Genomic DNA, 19478 nt, shown 5'->3' on the forward strand with positions numbered 1-19478 from the left:
ATGATCTCGACCGTCGCCACCAAGCCCTTCGCGGACCAGAAGCCGGGGACCTCCGGCCTGCGCAAGAAGGTTCCGGTCTTCCAGCAGCCGAACTATGCGGAGAACTTCATCCAGTCGATCTTCGACAGTCTCGAGGACTTCGCCGGCAAGACGCTGGTGATCGGCGGCGACGGCCGCTACTACAATCGCGAAGTGATCCAGAAGGCGATCAAGATGGCCGCCGCCAACGGCTTCGGCAAGATCCTGGTCGGGAAGGGCGGCATTCTCTCGACCCCGGCCGCGTCGCACGTCATCCGCAAGTTCCAGGCCTTCGGCGGTATCATCCTGTCGGCCAGCCACAATCCCGGCGGCCCGACCGAGGATTTCGGCATCAAGTACAATATCGGCAATGGCGGCCCGGCGCCGGAGCGCATCACCGACGCGATATTCCAGCGCTCGCGCGTGATCGAAAGCTACAGGATCGTCGACGCCGCCGATGTCGATCTCGATGCGATCGGGATCACCGTGGTCGACGGTATGGCGGTGGAGGTGATCGACCCGGTCGCCGACTATGCCGCGCTGATGGAGGAACTGTTCGACTTCGGCGCCATCCGCAACCTGTTCGGTCTCGGCTTCCGCATGGTGTTCGACGCGATGAGCGCCGTCACCGGCCCCTATGCCAAGGAGATCATCGAGGCTCGCCTTGGGGCGCCGGCCGGCACCGTCCGCAACTTCATCCCCCTCCCCGACTTCGGCGGACACCATCCCGACCCGAACCTCGTCCATGCCAAGGAACTCTACGACGAGATGATGGCCGCTGAGGGCGCGCCCGATTTCGGTGCCGCCTCCGATGGCGACGGTGACCGCAATCTGGTGATCGGCAAGGGCATCTTCGTCACCCCGTCCGACAGCCTCGCCATCCTCGCCGCCAATGCCCATCTGGCACCCGGCTACAGCAAGGGTATTGCCGGCATCGCCCGCTCCATGCCGACCAGTGCGGCCGCCGACCGGGTGGCCGAAAAGCTCGGCATCGGCATGTATGAGACGCCGACCGGCTGGAAGTTCTTCGGCAATCTGCTCGATGCCGGCAAGGTGACCATCTGCGGCGAGGAATCGGCCGGCACCGGCTCGAACCATGTGCGCGAAAAAGACGGGCTCTGGGCCGTGCTGCTCTGGCTCAACATCCTTGCCGTGCGCGGCGAGAGCGTGCGCGACATCGTCACCCAGCATTGGGCGACCTACGGCCGCAACTACTATTCGCGCCACGACTACGAGGAAGTCGACAGCGACGCGGCCAACGGCCTGATGGCGGATTTGCGCGCCAGGCTTGCCACCCTGCCGGGCACGAAGATCGGTGATCTCGTCGTGACCGAGGCTGACGATTTCTCCTATCTCGATCCGGTCGACCAGTCCGTCAGCAACAACCAGGGCGTCCGCATCCTGTTCGAAGGCGGATCACGCGTCGTCTTCCGCCTCTCCGGCACAGGCACGTCGGGCGCAACGCTGCGCGTCTATATCGAGCGATATGAACCCGACGCCAGCCGCCACGACCTGGAGACGCAGGGCGCTCTTGCCGACCTGATCGCCGCGGCCGAAAGCCTCGCCGACATCCGCACCCGGACCGGCCGTGACGCGCCGAGCGTCATCACCTGATCGCCATCATGAACCGTATCGAAAACCGGCCGGGCGGCGTGTTGTTGACAGACAGGGGCGCGGAGTTCGCCGTCTGGTCGCACCATGCCGAAAGGATCGAGCTTTGCCTGTTCGACAAGGCGGGCCGGGCGGAGATTTGCCGCCTGCCAATGAGCCGCGGCGACGGCGATGTTCACAGCCTGCATGTCGACGGCGTGGTGCCCGGCGCCCGCTACGGCTATCGCGCCCATGGCCGCTATGCGCCGGACCAGGGCTTCTGGTTCGATCCGTCGAAACTCCTGGTCGACCCCTATGCCAAGGAGATCGACCGGCCCTTCGCCCACGATCCACGCCTCTCGGTATTCGGCACCGATACGGCGGCGCTGGTGCCGAAGGCGATCGTCACCGACGATCCGCTGGCCAGACCCATGCGCCCGCTGCTGCCCAAGGGCGGCTTCATCTATGAGGTCGCGGTCAAGGCCTTCACCCAGCGCCATCCGGATGTTCCCGCCGAACAGCGGGGAACGGTTGCGGCCCTCGCCCACCCCGCCGTCGTCAGGCATCTGAAGACGCTCGGCGTCGACGCGATCGAACTGATGCCGATCGTCGCCTGGATCGACGAGCGGCATTTGCCCCCACTCGGCCTGACCAATGCCTGGGGCTACAACCCGATCGCGCTGATGGCGCTCGATCCACGCATCGCGCCGGGCGGCATGACGGAACTGCGCGAAACCGTGCAGACGCTGCACGAGGCCGGTATCGGCGTCATCCTCGATCTTGTCTTCAATCACACAGGGGAAAGCGACAAGCTCGGCACGACGCTGTCCCTGCGCGGCCTCGACAACCTGTGCTGCTACCGTCATATCCACGACAATCCGGGCGTTCTGGTCAACGACACCGGCTGCGGCAACACCCTCGCCTGCGATCACCCCTTTATCCGCCGGCTGATCATCGACAGCCTGCGCCATTTCGTCATTCATGCCGGTATCGACGGCTTCCGTTTCGATCTCGCCCCGATCATCGGCCGGAGCGCGCATGGTTTCCACACCTCCTCCCGCACCCTGCACGCCATCCTGACCGACGAAGTGCTGGAAGACCGGGTGATGATCGCCGAGCCCTGGGATATCGGGCCGGGCGGCTACCAGCTCGGCAATTTTCCCGACGGCTTCCTCGAATGGAACGACCGGGCCCGCGACGACATCCGCCGCTACTGGCGCGGCGACGGCCATATGGTCGGTGCGCTTGCCACCGCGCTCGCGGGGTCTTCCGATACCTTCTCGCACGACGGCGGAACCGAAACCCGCAGTGTCAATTTCATCGCCGCGCATGACGGCTTCACCCTGTTCGATCTGGTCTCCCACAGCCACAAGCGCAACGGCCGCAACGGCGAACACAACCGCGACGGCCACGACGAGAACTATTCCTGGAACAACGGTGTCGAAGGCGAGCCTGACAACCACGACGTCCTGGCGCATCGCCGCCAGGACGTCGCCGCTCTTCTCTCCACCTTGTTTGCGACGCGCGGGACGATCATGCTGACCGCGGGCGACGAGCTCGGCCGGACCCAGCACGGCAACAACAATGCCTACTGCCAGGACAACGAGCTGACCTGGCTCGACTGGGAAAAGGTGGACGAGCACCTGATCGCCCATGTCGCCGACCTGTCGGCGATGCGAAAGCGGTTCTCCGTCTTCTCCGAGACGCGGTTCTTTTCCGGCGAGGCGGATGTCGCCTGGCTATCCGCCGCCGGAGAGCCGATGGCGGTTTCGGACTGGGAGGACGAGCAGGGTTCCGGATTTGTCATGCTGGTCAACAGCGCCGACTATGAACTCAAGACCGAGGTCAGGCTCGCCATCCTCTTCAACCGCTCCCGCACCGCTCTGGACTTCCATCTGCCGTCGGGCGAGAAGAAGAACTGGCGGCATCTGCCGGGTGATCGCCCGGTCCGACAGATCCGTCTCAAGCCGAGATCGGTCGAATTTTACGTCGAACGCTGATTTGTTCATTGTCCCTAGGCAAAGGCGCGCTATTCCCTGTTCGCCAGAGCCCCTGTAAGAATTTCTCGACTGCAACCATTGGTGAGGTTCCATGCCCCGTGAGATTTCCCTGTCCGAGGTTTCGTCGCTGATCGGCCAGGAGATCGGCGTGTCGAAATGGATCACCGTTGATCAGACCATGATCGACGCCTTTGCCGGCGCGACCGACGATCACCAGTTCATCCATGTCGATCCGGTCCGGGCAGCGGCCGAAACCCCGTTCGGCGGTACCATCGCCCACGGCTTTCTCACGCTGTCGCTGCTGTCGACCATGAACTACGACTGCCTGCCGAAGATCCGCGAACAGACGATGGGCATCAACTACGGCTTCGACAAGGTGCGCTTCATGACGCCGGTCAAATGCGGCAAGCGCATTCGCGGCCATTTCGTTTTGTCCGAGGGCCGTTTCCGCGGCGCCGGCATGATGATGACAGCCTATGACGTCACGATCGAGATCGAGGGCGAACGCAAGCCGGCGCTCACCGCCACCTGGATGACCATCATCCAGTTCGATCCGAAAGATCGTCCGGAAGGTCTGTGAACATGGACACGGCCGGAGCGGTCCGCCAGTCCTTCCTGCGGCAGGCAAAGGCCTGCGACGACCTTGGCTCGCCTTTCACCGCCCGCCTCTGCCGGATGGCCGCCGAGAGGCTGAACGAAGAGACTGCGGTCGGCCGGCAGCTGCTGCGGTGGCAAGGCGATCCAACGGGCGCCGGCGATGCCCTGGCGCTACGTTTTGCGGGCGCGTTGCATGCCGTCGTGCGCTCCGGGCAGGACCCGGAGCTTGCAGCGGCCTATCCGCCCAACAATACCGCAGACGACGAAAGCCTCTGGGCCGCGGTCGATGCGGCGCTGCGCCGAGACGAGGCTTTCATCCTGCAATGGCTGCGCTCGCCGCCGCAGACCAACGAAGTGCGCCGCTCAGGAGCGCTTTTGCCGGGTTTTCTCACCGTGGCCAGGCTGTTCGGCAAGCCGCTCATGCTGTCGGAAGTCGGCGCCAGCGCCGGGCTCAACCTGCAATGGGACCGCTATGCCTATCGGCTCGGCGACTTTGCCTGGGGGCCGGCCTCGAGCGTCACGCTCGCGCCCGACTGGGAGGGGCCGCCGCCACCGAAGGCCGATCTTCAGGTGTCAGAGCGGGCCGGCTGCGACCTCAATCCGCTCGACCCGGCATCAGGCGAGGACCGCGAGCGTCTCGCCGCCTATATCTGGGCCGATCAGGCGGATCGGTTGGAGCGAACCCGCGCCGCGCTCGAAATCGCCGCCGCGTCCGACCTGAAGGTCGATCGCGCCGACGCGATCCAATGGCTGGCAGAGCGCCTGGAACGGCCGCAGGGCGGATCGACCCATGTCGTCTACCATTCCATCGCCTGGCAGTATCTTCCGCAGGATCTGAAAGCTCGGGGCGAGGCGCTGATCGCGCAGGCCGGCGACCGGGCGACGTACGACGCACCGCTTGCCCGACTGCAGATGGAAGCGGACGGCAAACCGGATGGCGCAGCGCTCATCCTGCAGATCTGGCCGAGCGGCGAGCGCCACGAGATCGGCCGGGCCGATTTCCACGGACGCTGGGTCCAATGGAAGGGCTGGCCGGGACTGTAGCCCCGGCCACTTTTCACGCTTTACGCCGCAGCATCTTCCGCCGCCTCGGCCAGCAGGCCGAAGGCGTATTCGGCGAACGAGCGCCAGCACTCGACCCGGAAGGTCTCTTCGTCAATGCGATAGAGCACCATTTCGATCTTGCCGAACACCGTGCGGGTGACAGCGCCCACCGGGAAAGTGGAAAGCGACAGGTTCAGCGCGCAGCCGGCATTGATGGCATTGGCTGCACCCGGCCCCGATACGATGATCGCGGTATTCCGGTGCGAGACATCGGTCGCCGAATGAACGACGCCGGACGCGGCGCAGTCGGCCATCAGGTCGCCGCCCTTGTCGTCGATCAGCAGCCATTCGTCCGGGCCGAGCCAGAACGCCATGCGGCCCTTGGTGCTGGCAGAGCCCTTCGGCTTGACCGGCAGCTTGACGCCGAGCGACTTCGACAGCGCGGCGACGTCTTCGGCCCCGGCCCTCAGCGACACCCGCGTCGCGGGCTCGGCGGGCCTCAGCCGCACCGACGGCGAACCGCCATGGGCTCCGGCGAGTACGGACTTGCGTTCAGCGACGGTGACATCAGCCATGGATACGGCCCCCTTCCTTGTCAAAGAATACGGTATCGGTCACCTCGACCGCGATGGTCTTGTCCTTCATCGGCAGGTAGAGCGTTTCGCCCATACGCGCCCGACCGCCAACCAGCGTGGCGATCGCGATCGACCGGCCGAGATTTTCCGACCAGTAGGACGAGGTGACGTGACCGAGCATGGTCATCGGCTTCGGCTGGTTCGGATCGGCGACGATCTGGCCGCCCTCCTCCAGAACCTCGTTCGGGTTCTTGGTCAACAGGCCGACGAGTTGCTTGCGCCCTTCCTTGACCAGGTCCGGACGCTTCAGGCCGCGGATGCCGACGAAGTCCTTTTTCTTCTTCGACACGGCCCAGCCGTAGCCGGCATCATCCGGGGTCAGGGTGCCGTCGGTGTCCTGACCGACGATGATGTAGCCCTTCTCGGCGCGCAGCACGTGCATGGTCTCGGTGCCGTAGAGGCAAGCGCCGAGGCTTTCGGCGCGTTCCCAGATCTTCTGGAAGACATCAGCGCCGAAATCGGCCGGTACGTTGACTTCGAAGCCGAGCTCGCCGGTGAACGACACGCGGAACAGTCGGGTCGGCACACCGCAGAACTTGCCTTCGGCCACGCTCATGTGCGGGAAGGCTTCGTTCGAGATGTCGATGCCCTCGACGAAGGGCGCGATGATGTCACGGGCCTTCGGTCCCTGGACGGCAATGACCGCCCACTGCTCGCTCGACGAGGTGAGCCACACCTTGAGATGCGGGAATTCCGTCTGCAGATAGTCTTCCATGTGGTTGAGGACGCGCGGCGCGCCGCCCGTCGTCGTCGTCACGTGGAAGCGATCCTCGGCCAGGCGACCGACAACGCCGTCGTCATAGACGAAGCCGTCGTCGCGGGTCATGATGCCGTAGCGGCACTTGCCGGGCTTCAGCGTGTCCCAGGCATTGGTGTACATGAGGTTGAGGAACTCGGCCGCATCCGGGCCAACCACTTCGATCTTGCCGAGCGTCGAGGCATTGAACACCCCGGCGGCCTCGCGCACCGTCTTGCATTCGCGGTTGACCGCCGCATGCATGTCCTCGCCGGGACGCGGATAGTACCAGGCGCGCTTCCAGTTGCCGACATCCTCGAACGCCGCGCCGAGCGAAGCCTCATAGGCATGCATCGGAGTCTTGCGGGTCGGATCGAACAGCTCGCCGCGCGAGTGGTTGATCAGTGTGCCGAAGGTCACCGGCGTATAGGGCGCGCGGAAGGTGGTGAGACCCACCTTGGGGATCTCCTTGCCGAGCATTTCCGCGGCGATCGCCAGGCCGTGCATGTTGGAGAGCTTGCCCTGGTCGGAGGCCATGCCATTGGTGGTGAAGCGCTTGATATGCTCGATCGAGTGCATGCCCTCGCGCACAGCCAGACGGATGTCCTTGGCGCAGACGTCGTGCTGGAAGTCGATGAAGGCCTTGACGCTGGTGTCGCGCCCTGCCCCTTCGGCCGCACCGATCATGCCGCCGGTCCAGTTGAAGACATTGACGCCGGTCGGCGCCGACGAAACGGAGCCGGCCGCGCCGGCTTCCTTCGCCATCCGGGCGCCGGCTGCAAAGGCTTCGTCGATGATCGACTGCAGGTCGTCGGTGCCGTTGCAGGTGCCGACGCAGATGCTGTCCTGGGCATAGACGTCCGGCAGGAAGCGATCGTTGGCGGCGTCGAACTTCAACTTGCCGCGCGATTGCGAGAACAGATGAACGGACGGCGTCCAGCCGGCCGACACGATCAGCGCGTCGACCTCGATCTTGCGGGCGCTGCCGCTGCCGTTGCGCTTCACCGTCATCGAGCGGATGCGCAGGCGACCGGCCGTATCGGTGACGGAATGGCCGACCAGCACTTCGATGCCGAGCGAGCGGGCCTGGGCCAGCACCTTCTCGCCGGGCTTTTCGCGGCAATCGACGATCGCCGGAATGCTGATGCCGGCGCGCTTCAGGTCGAAGGCTGCCTCATAGGCCGAGTCATGGGCGGTATAGACACCGACCTTGGCTCCGACGGCGACGCCGAAATGGTTGAGATAGGTGCGCGCCGCGGACGCCAGCATGATGCCCGGCCGGTCGTTGTTGGCGAACACCATGTGGCGCTCGATCGAACCGGTGGCGAGTACGACCTTTTTGGTGCGGACCTGCCAAAGCCGTTCGCGCGGCAGGTTCTTGGCGGGCTTGGCCATGTGGTCGGTGACGCGTTCGGCGAGGCCGACGAAATTGTGGTTGTAGTAGCCGAAGGCCGTGGTGCGGGACAGGACCCGCACATTCGGCATGGCGGAAAGGCGCGCGGCCGTGGCCTGCGCCCAGTCATAGCCGTTCTGGCCGTCGATGGTTGCGCCGGTATCGTAATGGAAGGCACCGCCCAGTTCCGGCTGTTCGTCGCAGAGGATAACCTCGGCGCCGGTCTCGGCTGCGGCAAGTGCTGCGGCAAGACCTGCCGCACCGCCGCCGACGACGAGAACGTCGCAATGGGCATAACGGCTGGAATAGTGATCCGGATCTTCTTCCTTCGGCGCGACGCCAAGGCCGGCGGCGCGACGGATGAAGGGTTCGTAGACCGAGTGCCAGAAGGACTTCGGCCACATGAAGGTCTTGTAGTAGAAGCCTGCGGCGAAAAAGGGCGAGAAGAAGTCGTTGACCTCGCCGATGTCGAACGACAGCGACGGCCAGCGGTTCTGCGTCTCGACCTTCATGCCGTCGAACACTTCCTGCACGGTGGCGCGCACGTTCGGCTGGCGCCGGGCGGCATCGCGCGACACGTCGAGCAGCGCGTTCGGCTCTTCCGGACCGGCGGTCAGGATGCCGCGCGGACGGTGGTACTTGAACGACCGGCCGGCCAGATGCAGGCCGTTGGCCAGCATGGCGGAGGCAACGGTATCGCCCTCGTAGGCGGTGATGCTGCGGCCGTCGATGGTGAACCGGGCGGTGCGGGCCGGCGTCAGGCGACCCTTCCCGGGGATACGATTGGCGCCGCTCATTTCGACGCTCCCTTCTCGAGTGCGTTCGGGAGGAAGGCCGTGACATCCGCCTTCGGCTCGCCGGCCTTGTAGGTCAAGTGGATCTTGTCGCTGACGGAATCGCGCACCGCGTTGAAGAAGCGGCCGCAGCCATGCATGTGGCGCCAGCGTTCGAAGATGAGGCCCTTCGGATTGTCGCGCAGGAAGAAGTAGTCCGCGAACTCTTCATCCGTGATGTCGGCAATGTTGGACGGGCGGGCGATATGCGCCTCGCCGGCGGCGCGGAATTCGAGCTCGGAACGCTCTTCCTCGCAATAGGGGCATTTGATCAGCAGCATGATGAACGTCCTTTGAGGATCAGTGCGCCACGGCGGCAGCTGCCGCCTCGTCGATCAGGCGACCGGTGCGGAACCGGTCGAGGGTGAGGCCCGCCGCCAGGCGGTGTGGCTCGCCCTTGGCGATCAGGTGTGCGAAGAGGTTGGCCGAGCCGGGCGTCGCCTTGAAGCCGCCGGTTCCCCAGCCCGCGTTGACGAACAGGTTCGGCACCGGCGTGATGCCCTGGATCGGCGAACGGTCCGACGTGTTGTCGGTGATCCCGCCCCACTGGCGCATCATCTTGACGCGGCGGAACATCGGGAACAGCTCGCAGATGGCATCGAGCGTATGCGTGATGATCTGCAGGCCGCCGGTCTGCGAGTACGAATTGTACTGGTCCGTACCGGCGCCGATGACGAATTCGCCCTTGTCCGACTGCGAGATATAGGCGTGCACCGTGTTCGACATCACGACGCAGGGGAAGATCGGCTTCATCGGCTCGGACACCAGCGCCTGGAGAGGCGTCGAATGCAGCGGCAGGCGGACGTCCGCCATGCCCATGACGACCGAATTGTGGCCCGAGGCCGATACGCCGACCTTCTTCGCACCGATGAAGCCGCGATTCGTCTCGACGCCCGTCACCTCACCGTTCGGGCCGCGGCGGATGCCGGTGACTTCGGTGTTCTGGATGATGTGAACGCCGCGATCAGAAGCCGCGCGCGCATAGCCCCAGGCGACCGCGTCATGGCGGGCCGTGCCGCCACGCCGCTGCAGGGCCGCGCCGTTGATCGGGTAGCGGGCCGTCTTGGCGATGTCGAGCGGCGGGCAGAAGCCCTTGGCCTGCTCGGGCGTCAGCCACTCATTGTCGATGCCATAGAGATTGTTGGCATTGATATGGCGCTTGAACGACTGCTGGTCGTGCACATTGTGCGACAGCATCATCACGCCGCGCGGCGAGTACATGACGTTGTAGTTGAGATCCTGGCTCAAGCCTTCCCACAGCTTCAGGGAATGCTCGTAAATGTCCATGCTCTCTTCATAGAGGTAGTTGGACCGGATGATCGTCGTGTTGCGGCCCGTATTGCCGCCACCGATCCAGCCCTTCTCGATCACGGCGACATTGGTGATGCCGTGTTCCTTGGCCAGATAATAGGCCGCGCCGAGGCCGTGGCCGCCGCCGCCGATGATGATCACGTCATAAGCCTGACGCGGCTCGGGGGAGACCCACTGGGCTTCCCAGCCCTTGTGAGCTCTGAGCGCCTCGCGGGCTACGGCAAAAACCGAATATTTGCGCATTCGCCTCTAACTCCTGTAGTTAAGGCAATTGGATAGGCTAGCATCAGTGGCAGATCCATATGCGTCACGACCGCCCTTTTGCGACGTACCGACATCCGTCTTTCGACACGCCATCGCTAGCCGCATCTCAGGACGAAAATTCTTGCCGCAAACGCCTGCGCCATATGGACTTCGCAGAGGCAATCTGTTATCTGGCCTCCCTAATCGCAGGGCCCAGGCCCTCGTGAAAGCATTGCCTTTTATTCCGCTGACGGCCTGACTTTAGCGGGATTGCAACTCAAAACCAAAGGAACGGGATAAACGTGCAGGTACTAGTCCGCGACAACAACGTTGACCAGGCGCTCCGCGCGCTCAAGAAGAAGATGCAGCGCGAAGGCATCTTCCGCGAAATGAAGATGCGCGACTACTACGAAAAGCCGTCGCAGAAGCGTGCACGCGAAAAGGCTGAAGCGGTTCGCCGCGTTCGCAAGCTGGCTCGCAAGCGCATGCAGCGCGAAGGTCTGATCGCTGCGCCTCCGGCACGCGTCGCCCGCTGATCTGTCGTTTTTTCGACGTTTTCCGATGTTCTAAGGGCGGGGGCGATCGTTTCGCCGCCGCCTTTTCCTATATACTCAACATCGCTGCCGTTCGGTCCCTCGGCGGCGGCCAGACCGCCGGACAAATTGGCCCGCCATGATTGATCATACGCTCTTCCAGACATCCAGGATCTCTGTCGCCGGCACCCGCCGCCTTGCAGGCATGGTCGCGGTCGCCGCGCTCATCGGCCTCGCCGGATGCCAGTCGATCGAAACCTCGGACACGATTCGCATCGACCGGGAACAGGGGTCTGATGAGAACATCGCGTCGCTGTCGTCGGTCATCGCCGCCAACCCGCGGGATCCGGAAGGCTACAACGTCCGCGGCTCCGCCTATGGCCGGGCCGGCCAGTTCAACAAGGCGCTGGACGATTTCAACACCGCCCTGCAGCTCAATCCGAACTTCTACCAGGCCTATGCCAACCGCGCGCTCGTCTACCGCAACATGGGCAAGCCGGTCGAAGCCGCCAAGGATTACAACGCAGCACTCCGCCTGAACGCCAATTACGACGTCGCCTATATCGGCCGCGGCAATATCTACCGACAGGCCGGCCGGATCGACGAAGCCTTTGGCGATTTCAATCGCGCCATCCAGCTCGACACCACCGACGGACGCGCCTACCACAATCGCGGCCTGATCTATCAGCTGCGCGGCCAGCACGACAAGGCGATCGACGACTTCTCGAAGGCCATCTCGCTCTCGCCGAGCGCGCCAGAGCCGTATAACGGTCGCGGCGTATCCTACGTCGCCCTGAACGACGACGAGAACGCGTTCGCCGACTTCAACCACGCCATCGAGCTCAACGGCAAGATCGCCGAGTCCTGGGCCAACCAGGCGCTGATCTACGAGCGTCGCGGCGACAAGGCCCGTGCCGCGAAGTCGTACTCGCACGCCCTCGGCCTCGACCCCAAGTATCTGCCCGCGCAGCAAGGTCTCGCCCGCACACGCGGCGGCGGCGCCTGATCAGGCGCACGAAAGCCGGAAAATCCAAATGAAGAGCCGGCCACGCGCCGGCTTTTTCTTGCCCTTGCCTGCCGGGCCAACGGCGCAGAGGCGGCGACGCAGTCAGCCCCGCTTTCCGAAGATGAGCCGCAACGGCCGTCTTCTGGCTTCCTGGCACAGGCTGGAGAACACGGCAGCCATGGATGCGCCCACCAACCCGCCGGCAATGATCAGCAACAGGCTGGCAAGGGCAAAGCCGATCGCAGCGGTGGCAAAGCCGCAAAGCGCAGTCAACAGCACCGACAGCGGCCAGCGCGCGGTTTCATCCAGCGGCAACACGACCGCAGCCCCGGCCAGCATCGCAGCCGAGGAACTCAACCAGAATGCCAACGGGACGTTCGTGACAAGAAAGACGGTGGCCATCAACACGATTGCCGCCGCGAGAGCGACCTGCATGGAGCGCACCCAGTGCGACGACAGCCGTAATTGGCGCTCCGGCCAGAGGCGTTGCAGGAAGAGGGCGCCGCCACCGCCCAGCACGAGCGAACCGGCGATCGCCGCGATCATCGCCGCACCAATACGTTCGAGCTCACCGGGCGCCATGTGGGAGTTCCAGAACGAGGCATTGGTGCCGGTCGCGGCGAAGGAGAGAAGCAGCGCGACGAGACCGTAGAGAACCAGAAAGCCGGTGAGCGCCAGCGGGATACGCGCAACCGACACGCCGATCGCGGCCCCGGCACCCAGGGTGCCGCCGACGCCGAGGGCAAGCACGACAAGCAGGAGGTTGCCGAAGGACGGCTGGGCGGCAAGAATCGCGGCCAGCGCCGCGAAAGCCAGGCCGCATGCCAAAGGGGGAACGATCGCGTGCAGCGGATGCCCCTTGGCGCCACGCACGGCAGCGAGCACGAGAAGCACGATAGCGCCGAGATCGCAGATGACGGAAAGACCCTGCATGGCCGGCCCTACGGATCGCGGCGCGTCACGGCGGTAATCCGCCGGAAGGCGATCAGAAGGCCGGCGACCACGCCGGCCGAGGCCAGGAGCAATGCCGCAAACGACAGGCTGCGCGCCTCGCCGGGCGGGAGCATGGCCACGGACTGGATCGCCCCGCTCGAGATCACGCCGGCAACAAGCCCGGCGATCAACACGAATGACTGGCGATGCCCCCGCAAGCTGCGCGATACCATCAACCAGCCGGCGCAAACCGCCAGCACGAACACGGCCAGTCTAAAGAAAAACGGATCGGATGCGGCGGCGAACATGCTTGCGCCCTTCCCCAGCCGCCTGGCGATCAACGCATCATGAAGACGCCGGCGACCGTCAGTACGACGAGAACGATCAGACCACCGAAGAAACCAGCGCCGCCGAAGAAACCGGCTGCCATGGCGAGCATCAGCGCAACGAGGAAGACGGTGCTGTACTTGGTTGCGGAGATGAAGAGACCATAGGTCTTCTCATGCTCGTTGTAGTTCATCGATGCACCGGTTTCGACCGGACCGCTGTGGTGTTCGCTCATGATCTGTCTCCCCTTGGGCCCACCGCATCACGCCTGTGGCGGGCCGCCGACTTGAATTTCGTCAGGTGCCGAGTTGCGTCGAAGACGCCTCCCCTGTTTCCGCCTTACACAAAGCCACCGCGAAGCGCAATGGATCAGAGCGGCAGATCCACTCCGAGATCCCCCGCCGGCATGTAGCGAGCGGTCGGCAGGATGGTCAGCGGCGGCAGCGTGCTCACTTCGCCGCGCGAGAACATCATGCGCCGCTCGCTCGGTGAGGAGATGAAGAAGGGGAAACGGGTCAGGAGCTTGCGCCCGACATCCTTCGTATCGGTCGCCATCAGGGTAAGGTCGATATTGTATTTGCCGCAGTTCCGGGTCGGCGGCACGATGGTCTGGGCATAGAAGACGCGCTTGTAGAAGGCGGCGTGCTGCGGGCTGACGAGCTGGAGCACGCGGTCTGTGTCAAAATAGGCCGCCGCCATGATGGCGATCCGCAAGGTGAGGTAAGGAATGGCCGGCATTTCCTTCATGATCGCCGGATCTGCGGCAAAGCGGACTGGATCGATCAGGGACATGCCGGCATCGAGGAACGCGTCGATCTCCGCCGGGAAGATGTCCCGCGACGAGCTCACCCGGTGGTCCGGCGTGACATGGTGCATGCGCACCGTGCTGATGAGTTGCTCATCGTAGTAGACGCCGAACACATAGGCCTGGGGATCGAAGTCGACGTCGTCGATCAGCTGCGTACCGCTGAGCGGCAGGATGTCGGCCATCTTGTAGGCCTTGTAGCGGATGCGCGCGACCTCCTCCATGTCCTCGCTGCTCTCGACCCGGCGGTACTCGACATGGTCGAGAATTTCCATGAGCTTTGCCGAGAAGCTCTCAGTGACCGAGGTGTGAAGGTTCATCCGATTTCTCGCGGTTTACGTTTCGTTAACCAACACTAGCAATCCCCGAGGGGTTGCGCAGTTGCGAAATCTTGTACTGCGACCATTTACCGTTCGTTAAGGTTAACAAATGCTTAGAAAACATGGTTAACCGAGAGTTGCAATGGAATATGCACCCTCTAAATGCAGGGGATTTTAGAGTTGGAGATTTTCTGGGACGTCAGGCGACGTGCGCGGCGGCGGCGGGAACCAGCTTCTTTTCCGCCCGCTCGGCCAGATCGCTAACGGCAGCCGAGGCGATCGGCATCGAATAGACGTAGCCCTGGATGAGGTCGGCCAGGTTATATTTGGCCAGCAAGGCGAGTTGCTCCTGGGTTTCCACCCCTTCGACGATGATGCCGAGATCGAGCTGGCGCGACAGCGTGACGATGCCGCGCAAAAGCTTCAGCCGCTTGGCATCCTCGCCGATATTGCGCACGAACGACCGGTCGATCTTGACCTGGTCGACCGGCAGCGAGTCGAGATAGCTGAGGCTGGAGAAGCCGGTGCCGAAGTCGTCGATCGCGATGGTAATGCCGTGCTTGCGCAAATCCTCGAGAATGAGGCTGACCGCCGCAAGTTCCTCGATCAGGCTCGATTCGGTGACTTCGAGATGCAGCCGCCTCGGATCGAGGCCCGACTCGGCAAGCGCGTCGAGAACCGTCTTGACGATGTCGTCGTTGCGCAGGTCCAGCACGGACAGATTCACCGAAACGCCGATCGGCTCCGGCCACGTCGTGCAATCGCGGCAGGCCGTGCGGATCATGAAACGGGTGATGTCGGTAACGATCCCCATTTCTTCGGCGATCTGGATGAAGATGTTCGGCGGGATCGCGCCCTTCTCCGGATGCGTCCAGCGCGACAGCGCCTCGCAGCAGGCGATCCGCGATCCGTCGGGCACGAACATCGGCTGATAGACCACCTGCAGCGCGTCGCTCTCCACGGCCGTCTTCAGATCGGTCTTCAGCCGTTGCCGCTCGATATAGCGCGCATCCATTTCCTGGGCGAAGACGGTGAAGTTGCCCTTGCCGCGCGACTTCGATTCGAACACGGCCAGATCGGCCTTGATCTGCCATTCCTCCATGCGCAGCTCGGCACTTTCGATCAGCACCGCTCCGGCGCAGAATGTCACGGCAAAGCTCGTGCCATCGATGTCGTACTGGCCGGCAATGTCTGCATGGATGGCGCGCATGCGCCGCTCGATGTCCGGGCTTTCCTCGAGGTTGGGGAAGAACAGCACGAACTGGTCGCCGACGAGGTGGCCGACGATCGCCTCCCCCGCAGCAAGCTTCAACAGCCGATGGGCGATCTCGGCGAGCAGCCGGTCGCCCGTCACATGGCCCTTCATGTCGTTGACGTGTTTGAACTCGTCGACGTCGAGGACCATGAATCCGATCTCGCCGCTCTTCTTGCGCGCCGCGATCTGGTCCTTGACGAGATCGGCGAAGTAGCCGCGCTGCGGCAGGCCCGTGAGGGAATCGAACCGCACCATGTGCAGGATCTTGCGGTCGGCGCGGACGCGCGCGGTAACATCCTCGAAGATCAGCACGACGCCGCCTTCGGGGCGACGGCTGGCGGAAAATTCGAGCACGAGATCCTCGGAAAACTGCATGATGGCACGCGAGATCGTGCCGTCCATCAATTGCGCGAGCTGGCGCTGGATCAGGCTCGGCATGGAACCGTCGACAAAGGTGTGCCGCACCCCATAGCGCAGCACCACGTCGAGGTCGCAGTTCTTCAGCCGGTAGCGGTCGCCGAGATTGAGCAGTTCGCAGGCCTTGCGGTTGATCACCTCGATGCGGTTCTGCGGATCGAGCATGAGCAGGCCGTGCGTCATGTTGTTGAGCGCAGTGTCGAAGGTCTCGGCGATCAACACGTTCTCGCGCGCGATGATGACATTCTTGTAGAGGAAGTCGCGTACACCGTTGGCCATCTTGCGGGTGGTCAGCATGAACGGCAGCAGCATGATCGAGAGAATGACCATGTGCAGGTCGCCGACCATCAGGCAGCCGATCATGATCGGCAGGCTGGCGGTCGCCGTCTGCAGGTTGACCGCCAGACGCGAGCCGAAATTTCGCCCGACGACGGACACCATCGACGCCATGGTGACCGCGATGCAGGCGAGCTCGGCGAAGGGATCCTGGATGACGGCGATGGCATAGCCGCTGCCGACGCCCAGCACCGTCGTCGTCGCCACGCCGCCATAAAGATAGATGCGCTCCCAGTCGGCGATCTCGTCGCGACGAAGGGCAGCCTTGTCGATCTGGTCGAACTTCATGAACCAGTAGATGCGGAAAAGGCAGATCAGCGAGAAGACCGCGATGAGCCAGAGATAGAATACGGAGCCTGACTTCTGATAGACCGCGACATAGGTCAGGATATGGACCAGCATGCCGGTAAACAGAGTCTGCCTGTTGCCGAACAGCGAGCTGACGAAGGACAGGTAAACGTCCGTCGGCACAGCTTTCGTGCTTTGAGCCTTCATCTGTTGGCCTCCTTATCCTCGCAACCTATGCAAAACGATTTAAAAATCGATTGCCAAGGACACCGGAAAATCCATAGTCGACCATCGCCTGCCACGCGGTCGAGACTGGTCTCGCGGCAACTCGCGGCAAAGGGCGCCGAGCCATGAGCGATCGTTGCCTCATTCTCGCACGGAAGGCAATTCGGGACTGCCAATCGAGTAAAGCCCGGTGAAACGCATATAGCCCTCCTGCCCCGAAATGACACACTTCGCCAGGCCTGGAAGGAGAGTCGGACAGGCCTCCCGGCTCAGGCTTCGCCCGGTGGCAAAATTGACGAAATGCATTAGACGAAAGACTATGCCGGTCGGGCCGTCATATTGTGAAAAGGCCGGAAACCCGGCGAGTTGACCCGTTGCGTGATACATGCCCATGCTCTAAGGACGAGGCACTCTCTGGGGAAAAACGATATGGGAATGTTTCTAGCGTTCAGCAGGTTGATCGACGCGATCAGCCAATTTGTCGGCAAGGTGGCCGAGTTCCTTGTCTTGCTCTGCTGCCTGATCAGCGCGGGCAACGCCATCATCCGCTATATGTTCAACTACAGCTCCAACGGCTGGCTCGAGATTCAGTGGTATCTCTTCGCCTTCGTCGTTGTGCTCGGCGCCTCCCACACATTGCGCAACAACGAACACGTCCGCGTCGATCTCTTCTACGGTTCGGCTTCCGAACGCGGCAAGCTCTGGATCGATGTCTTTGGACTGGTGCTCCTGCTGATCCCGGCCTGCATCTATCTGACCTGGCTGTGCTGGCCCTTCTTCCTGCTGTCCTATCAGCAAGGCGAGATTTCCTCGAATGCCGGCGGTCTCATTCGCTGGCCGGTAAAACTCATGCTGGTGACGGGGTTCGGACTGCTGACTTTGCAGGGCATATCGGAGTTGATCAAGCGCGTATCGGCCCTGACCGGGCGGATTGAGATCGATACAAAATACGAAAAGCCGCTTCAATAACAAACCGATCTGGGGGATAACGCTTTGTTCGACTACGGTATCATTCCACCGGCGATGTTCTTGGGCATGGTCGTTTTCATGCTCTACGGCTTCCCCGTGGCGTTCTCGCTCGCTGCCGTCGGCATGTTCTTCGGCATCATCGGCATTGCCACTGGCCACTTCAGCGACCTGTTCTTGCAGGCCCTGCCGATGCGCTTCTTCGGCATCGTCTCGAACGACCTGCTGCTGGCCATCCCGTTCTTCACCTTCATGGGTGCCATTCTGGAACGATGCGGCCTCGCCGAGGACCTTCTTGAAGGTACGGGCAAGCTCTTCGGCGCCATTCCCGGCGGTCTTGCCTATGCGGTCATTCTGGTTGGCGCGATCCTCGGCGCCATCACCGGAACGGTGGCCGCTTCGGTGATCACGATGGGCATGATCTCCCTCCCCATCATGCTGCGCTACGGTTACAGCCCGCGGCTTGCAACCGGCGTCATTGCCGCATCTGGAACGATCACCCAGGTCATTCCGCCGTCGTTGGTTCTCGTCGTGCTCGCCGATCAGCTCGGCAAGTCGGTCGGCGACATGTATCTCGGCGCCATCGGCCCCTCGATCCTGCAGGTGGGGCTCTTCATCCTCTACATCTTCGTCCTTTCGATCATCAAGCCGAAGCTGATGCCGCCCCTTCCGAAAGAGGCACGCGGCGACTTCAGCTGGGCGCTGGTCGGAAAGGTTCTGGCCGGCATGCTGCCGTCCGTCGTCCTGATCTTCCTGGTGCTCGGCACAATCTTCATGGGCCTCGCCACGCCGACCGAAGCCGGCGCCCTCGGGGTCGTCGGTGCGATGGCACTGGCAGCGATGCACCGCCGCCTGACCTGGCCGCTGATCCAGGATGCGATGCGGTCCACGATGAGCATCACATCCATGGTGGTGATGATCCTCATCGGCTCGACCGTATTCAGCCTCGTCTTCCAGGGCATGGACGGCTCGCGCTGGATCGAGCACATGCTTTCCGGAATTCCCGGCGGCCCGGTCGGCTTCCTGATTTTCGTGAACATTTTCATCTTCATCCTGGCGTTCTTCCTCGACTTCTTCGAAATCGCCTTCATTGTCGTGCCGATGCTGGCACCGGTGGCCTCGGCCCTCGGCATCGACCTGATCTGGTTCGGCGTGCTGCTCTGCGTGAACATGCAGACCAGCTTCATGCATCCTCCATTCGGCTTCGCGCTGTTCTATCTGAGAAGCATCGCGTCACGGGATGTGAAGACCTCCGACATCTACATGGGCGCCCTGCCCTGGGTCGGCATGCAGTTGCTCCTGGTGGCGATCATCATCTTCTGGCCGGAGTCTGTGACGATGTGGCTCGACAAGGGTCCTCAGGTCGATCTGAACAGCGTTCACATCGAAATTCCGGGCTTTGGCCAGGGTGGAGGCATGTCTCTTCCGCCGCTGGGCTCGGATGGCGGCAACGGCGCGCCGAACTTTGGCCTGCCTCCGCTCGGCGGCGATGCTGGGCTGCCCGGCCAGGCTCCTGCCACCGGCGCCCCGGCTCCCGACCTCAGCCAGCCACCGGTGATCAAGTAAAAGCGTCGGCGGCACTCGCAGGGCGCCGCCTCTCGTCGCAGAAATGACCAGAAGCCCCGGCCACGTCCGGGGCTTCTTTTTGCCTGCGGACGGTCGCCGCA

General features: G+C 63.3%; 17 protein-coding genes. 8 read left to right on the top strand and 9 right to left on the bottom strand.

The genetic code is table 11. From position 1 onward, the window contains the following. From L867_RS0109230 to L867_RS0109245, 4 genes are all read left to right on the top strand, one after another. The gene (locus tag L867_RS0109230; protein WP_028736614.1) at window positions 1–1632 is read left to right on the top strand and encodes an alpha-D-glucose phosphate-specific phosphoglucomutase; all 1632 of its coding nucleotides are present in this window, start codon (window positions 1–3) and stop codon (window positions 1630–1632) included. Between the two features lie 8 nt (window positions 1633–1640). Beyond that, window positions 1641–3608, top strand: coding sequence for a glycogen debranching protein GlgX (gene glgX, locus L867_RS0109235; protein ID WP_028736615.1), 1968 nt, complete (start codon window positions 1641–1643; stop codon window positions 3606–3608). Between the two features lie 91 nt (window positions 3609–3699). Further along, complete coding sequence (locus tag L867_RS0109240) at window positions 3700–4188, top strand: MaoC family dehydratase (RefSeq protein WP_028736616.1); 489 nt, start codon at window positions 3700–3702, stop codon at window positions 4186–4188. A 2-nt stretch (window positions 4189–4190) separates the two neighbouring features. Then, window positions 4191–5249, top strand: a complete 1059-nt coding sequence (locus L867_RS0109245; protein ID WP_104367999.1) for a DUF2332 domain-containing protein — start codon at window positions 4191–4193, stop codon at window positions 5247–5249. Between the two features lie 20 nt (window positions 5250–5269). Here the strand turns inward: L867_RS0109245 and L867_RS0109250 are convergent, their stop codons facing one another. From L867_RS0109250 to L867_RS0109265, 4 genes are read right to left on the bottom strand one after another with little or no spacing between them, the layout of a single operon-like run. Further along, a complete protein-coding gene (locus L867_RS0109250) occupies window positions 5270–5824 on the bottom strand; it encodes a sarcosine oxidase subunit gamma (protein ID WP_028736618.1) in 555 nt (184 codons plus the stop codon). After that, a complete protein-coding gene (locus L867_RS0109255; RefSeq protein WP_028736619.1) occupies window positions 5817–8810 on the bottom strand; it encodes a sarcosine oxidase subunit alpha in 2994 nt (997 codons plus the stop codon). The genes L867_RS0109250 and L867_RS0109255 overlap by 8 nt, the downstream gene beginning before the upstream one ends. Further along, the gene (locus L867_RS0109260) at window positions 8807–9127 is read right to left on the bottom strand and encodes a sarcosine oxidase subunit delta (RefSeq protein ID WP_028736620.1); all 321 of its coding nucleotides are present in this window, start codon (window positions 9125–9127) and stop codon (window positions 8807–8809) included. Before L867_RS0109260 ends, L867_RS0109255 begins: the two co-directional genes overlap by 4 nt. Before the next feature lie 19 nt (window positions 9128–9146). After that, complete coding sequence (locus tag L867_RS0109265) at window positions 9147–10400, bottom strand: sarcosine oxidase subunit beta family protein (protein ID WP_028736621.1); 1254 nt, start codon at window positions 10398–10400, stop codon at window positions 9147–9149. A 302-nt stretch (window positions 10401–10702) separates the two neighbouring features. On the opposite strand from L867_RS0109265, the gene rpsU reads away from it, so the two are divergent. Continuing rightward, window positions 10703–10936, top strand: coding sequence for a 30S ribosomal protein S21 (rpsU, locus tag L867_RS0109270; RefSeq protein ID WP_028736622.1), 234 nt, complete (start codon window positions 10703–10705; stop codon window positions 10934–10936). 202 nt (window positions 10937–11138) lie between these two features. Beyond that, window positions 11139–11939 (top strand): tetratricopeptide repeat protein, encoded by an 801-nt coding sequence (locus tag L867_RS0109275; protein ID WP_232363913.1) that lies wholly within the window; start codon window positions 11139–11141, stop codon window positions 11937–11939. Window positions 11940–12041: 102 nt separating this feature from the next. Here the strand turns inward: L867_RS0109275 and L867_RS0109280 are convergent, their stop codons facing one another. The 5 genes from L867_RS0109280 to L867_RS0109300 all read right to left on the bottom strand — a co-directional run bounded on the left by L867_RS0109280 (window position 12042) and on the right by L867_RS0109300 (window position 16827). Continuing rightward, entirely contained in the window at window positions 12042–12872 is an 831-nt protein-coding gene (locus L867_RS0109280) for an NAD(P)(+) transhydrogenase (Re/Si-specific) subunit beta (RefSeq protein ID WP_028736624.1), read from the bottom strand. A gap of 8 nt (window positions 12873–12880) precedes the next feature. After that, a complete protein-coding gene (locus L867_RS0109285) occupies window positions 12881–13180 on the bottom strand; it encodes a hypothetical protein (RefSeq protein WP_028736625.1) in 300 nt (99 codons plus the stop codon). A gap of 29 nt (window positions 13181–13209) precedes the next feature. Then, the gene (locus L867_RS0109290) at window positions 13210–13434 is read right to left on the bottom strand and encodes an aa3-type cytochrome c oxidase subunit IV (protein ID WP_028736626.1); all 225 of its coding nucleotides are present in this window, start codon (window positions 13432–13434) and stop codon (window positions 13210–13212) included. Between the two features lie 134 nt (window positions 13435–13568). After that, window positions 13569–14324, bottom strand: a complete 756-nt coding sequence (locus L867_RS0109295; protein ID WP_028736627.1) for an N-acyl amino acid synthase FeeM domain-containing protein — start codon at window positions 14322–14324, stop codon at window positions 13569–13571. Window positions 14325–14523: 199 nt separating this feature from the next. Then, window positions 14524–16827, bottom strand: coding sequence for a putative bifunctional diguanylate cyclase/phosphodiesterase (locus L867_RS0109300; RefSeq protein ID WP_028736628.1), 2304 nt, complete (start codon window positions 16825–16827; stop codon window positions 14524–14526). Window positions 16828–17274: 447 nt separating this feature from the next. Between L867_RS0109300 and L867_RS0109305 the strand changes: the two genes are divergently transcribed. After that, window positions 17275–17814: a TRAP transporter small permease subunit gene (locus L867_RS0109305; RefSeq protein ID WP_028736629.1), complete on the top strand. Its 540-nt coding sequence runs from the start codon at window positions 17275–17277 to the stop codon at window positions 17812–17814. A 24-nt stretch (window positions 17815–17838) separates the two neighbouring features. Beyond that, window positions 17839–19377: a TRAP transporter large permease gene (locus tag L867_RS0109310; RefSeq protein WP_028736630.1), complete on the top strand. Its 1539-nt coding sequence runs from the start codon at window positions 17839–17841 to the stop codon at window positions 19375–19377. Window positions 19378–19478: the final 101 nt, after the last annotated feature.

The sequence above is a fragment of the Paenirhizobium selenitireducens ATCC BAA-1503 genome (genome assembly GCF_000518785.1).
In the GTDB taxonomy this organism is placed as follows: domain Bacteria; phylum Pseudomonadota; class Alphaproteobacteria; order Rhizobiales; family Rhizobiaceae; genus Allorhizobium; species Allorhizobium selenitireducens.

Coding starts and splice junctions, on each gene's coding strand:
- L867_RS0109230 (WP_028736614.1), top strand. CDS start 1: ATGATCTCGACCGTCGCCACCAAGCCCTTCGCGGACCAGAAGCCGGGG.
- L867_RS0109275 (WP_232363913.1), top strand. CDS start 11,139: ATGGTCGCGGTCGCCGCGCTCATCGGCCTCGCCGGATGCCAGTCGATC.
- L867_RS0109280 (WP_028736624.1), bottom strand. CDS start 12,872: ATGCAGGGTCTTTCCGTCATCTGCGATCTCGGCGCTATCGTGCTTCTC.
- L867_RS0109245 (WP_104367999.1), top strand. CDS start 4,191: ATGGACACGGCCGGAGCGGTCCGCCAGTCCTTCCTGCGGCAGGCAAAG.
- L867_RS0109290 (WP_028736626.1), bottom strand. CDS start 13,434: ATGAGCGAACACCACAGCGGTCCGGTCGAAACCGGTGCATCGATGAAC.
- L867_RS0109260 (WP_028736620.1), bottom strand. CDS start 9,127: ATGCTGCTGATCAAATGCCCCTATTGCGAGGAAGAGCGTTCCGAGCTC.
- L867_RS0109295 (WP_028736627.1), bottom strand. CDS start 14,324: ATGAACCTTCACACCTCGGTCACTGAGAGCTTCTCGGCAAAGCTCATG.
- L867_RS0109250 (WP_028736618.1), bottom strand. CDS start 5,824: ATGGCTGATGTCACCGTCGCTGAACGCAAGTCCGTACTCGCCGGAGCC.
- L867_RS0109305 (WP_028736629.1), top strand. CDS start 17,275: ATGGGAATGTTTCTAGCGTTCAGCAGGTTGATCGACGCGATCAGCCAA.
- L867_RS0109265 (WP_028736621.1), bottom strand. CDS start 10,400: ATGCGCAAATATTCGGTTTTTGCCGTAGCCCGCGAGGCGCTCAGAGCT.
- L867_RS0109285 (WP_028736625.1), bottom strand. CDS start 13,180: ATGTTCGCCGCCGCATCCGATCCGTTTTTCTTTAGACTGGCCGTGTTC.
- L867_RS0109240 (WP_028736616.1), top strand. CDS start 3,700: ATGCCCCGTGAGATTTCCCTGTCCGAGGTTTCGTCGCTGATCGGCCAG.
- L867_RS0109255 (WP_028736619.1), bottom strand. CDS start 8,810: ATGAGCGGCGCCAATCGTATCCCCGGGAAGGGTCGCCTGACGCCGGCC.
- glgX (WP_028736615.1), top strand. CDS start 1,641: ATGAACCGTATCGAAAACCGGCCGGGCGGCGTGTTGTTGACAGACAGG.
- L867_RS0109300 (WP_028736628.1), bottom strand. CDS start 16,827: ATGAAGGCTCAAAGCACGAAAGCTGTGCCGACGGACGTTTACCTGTCC.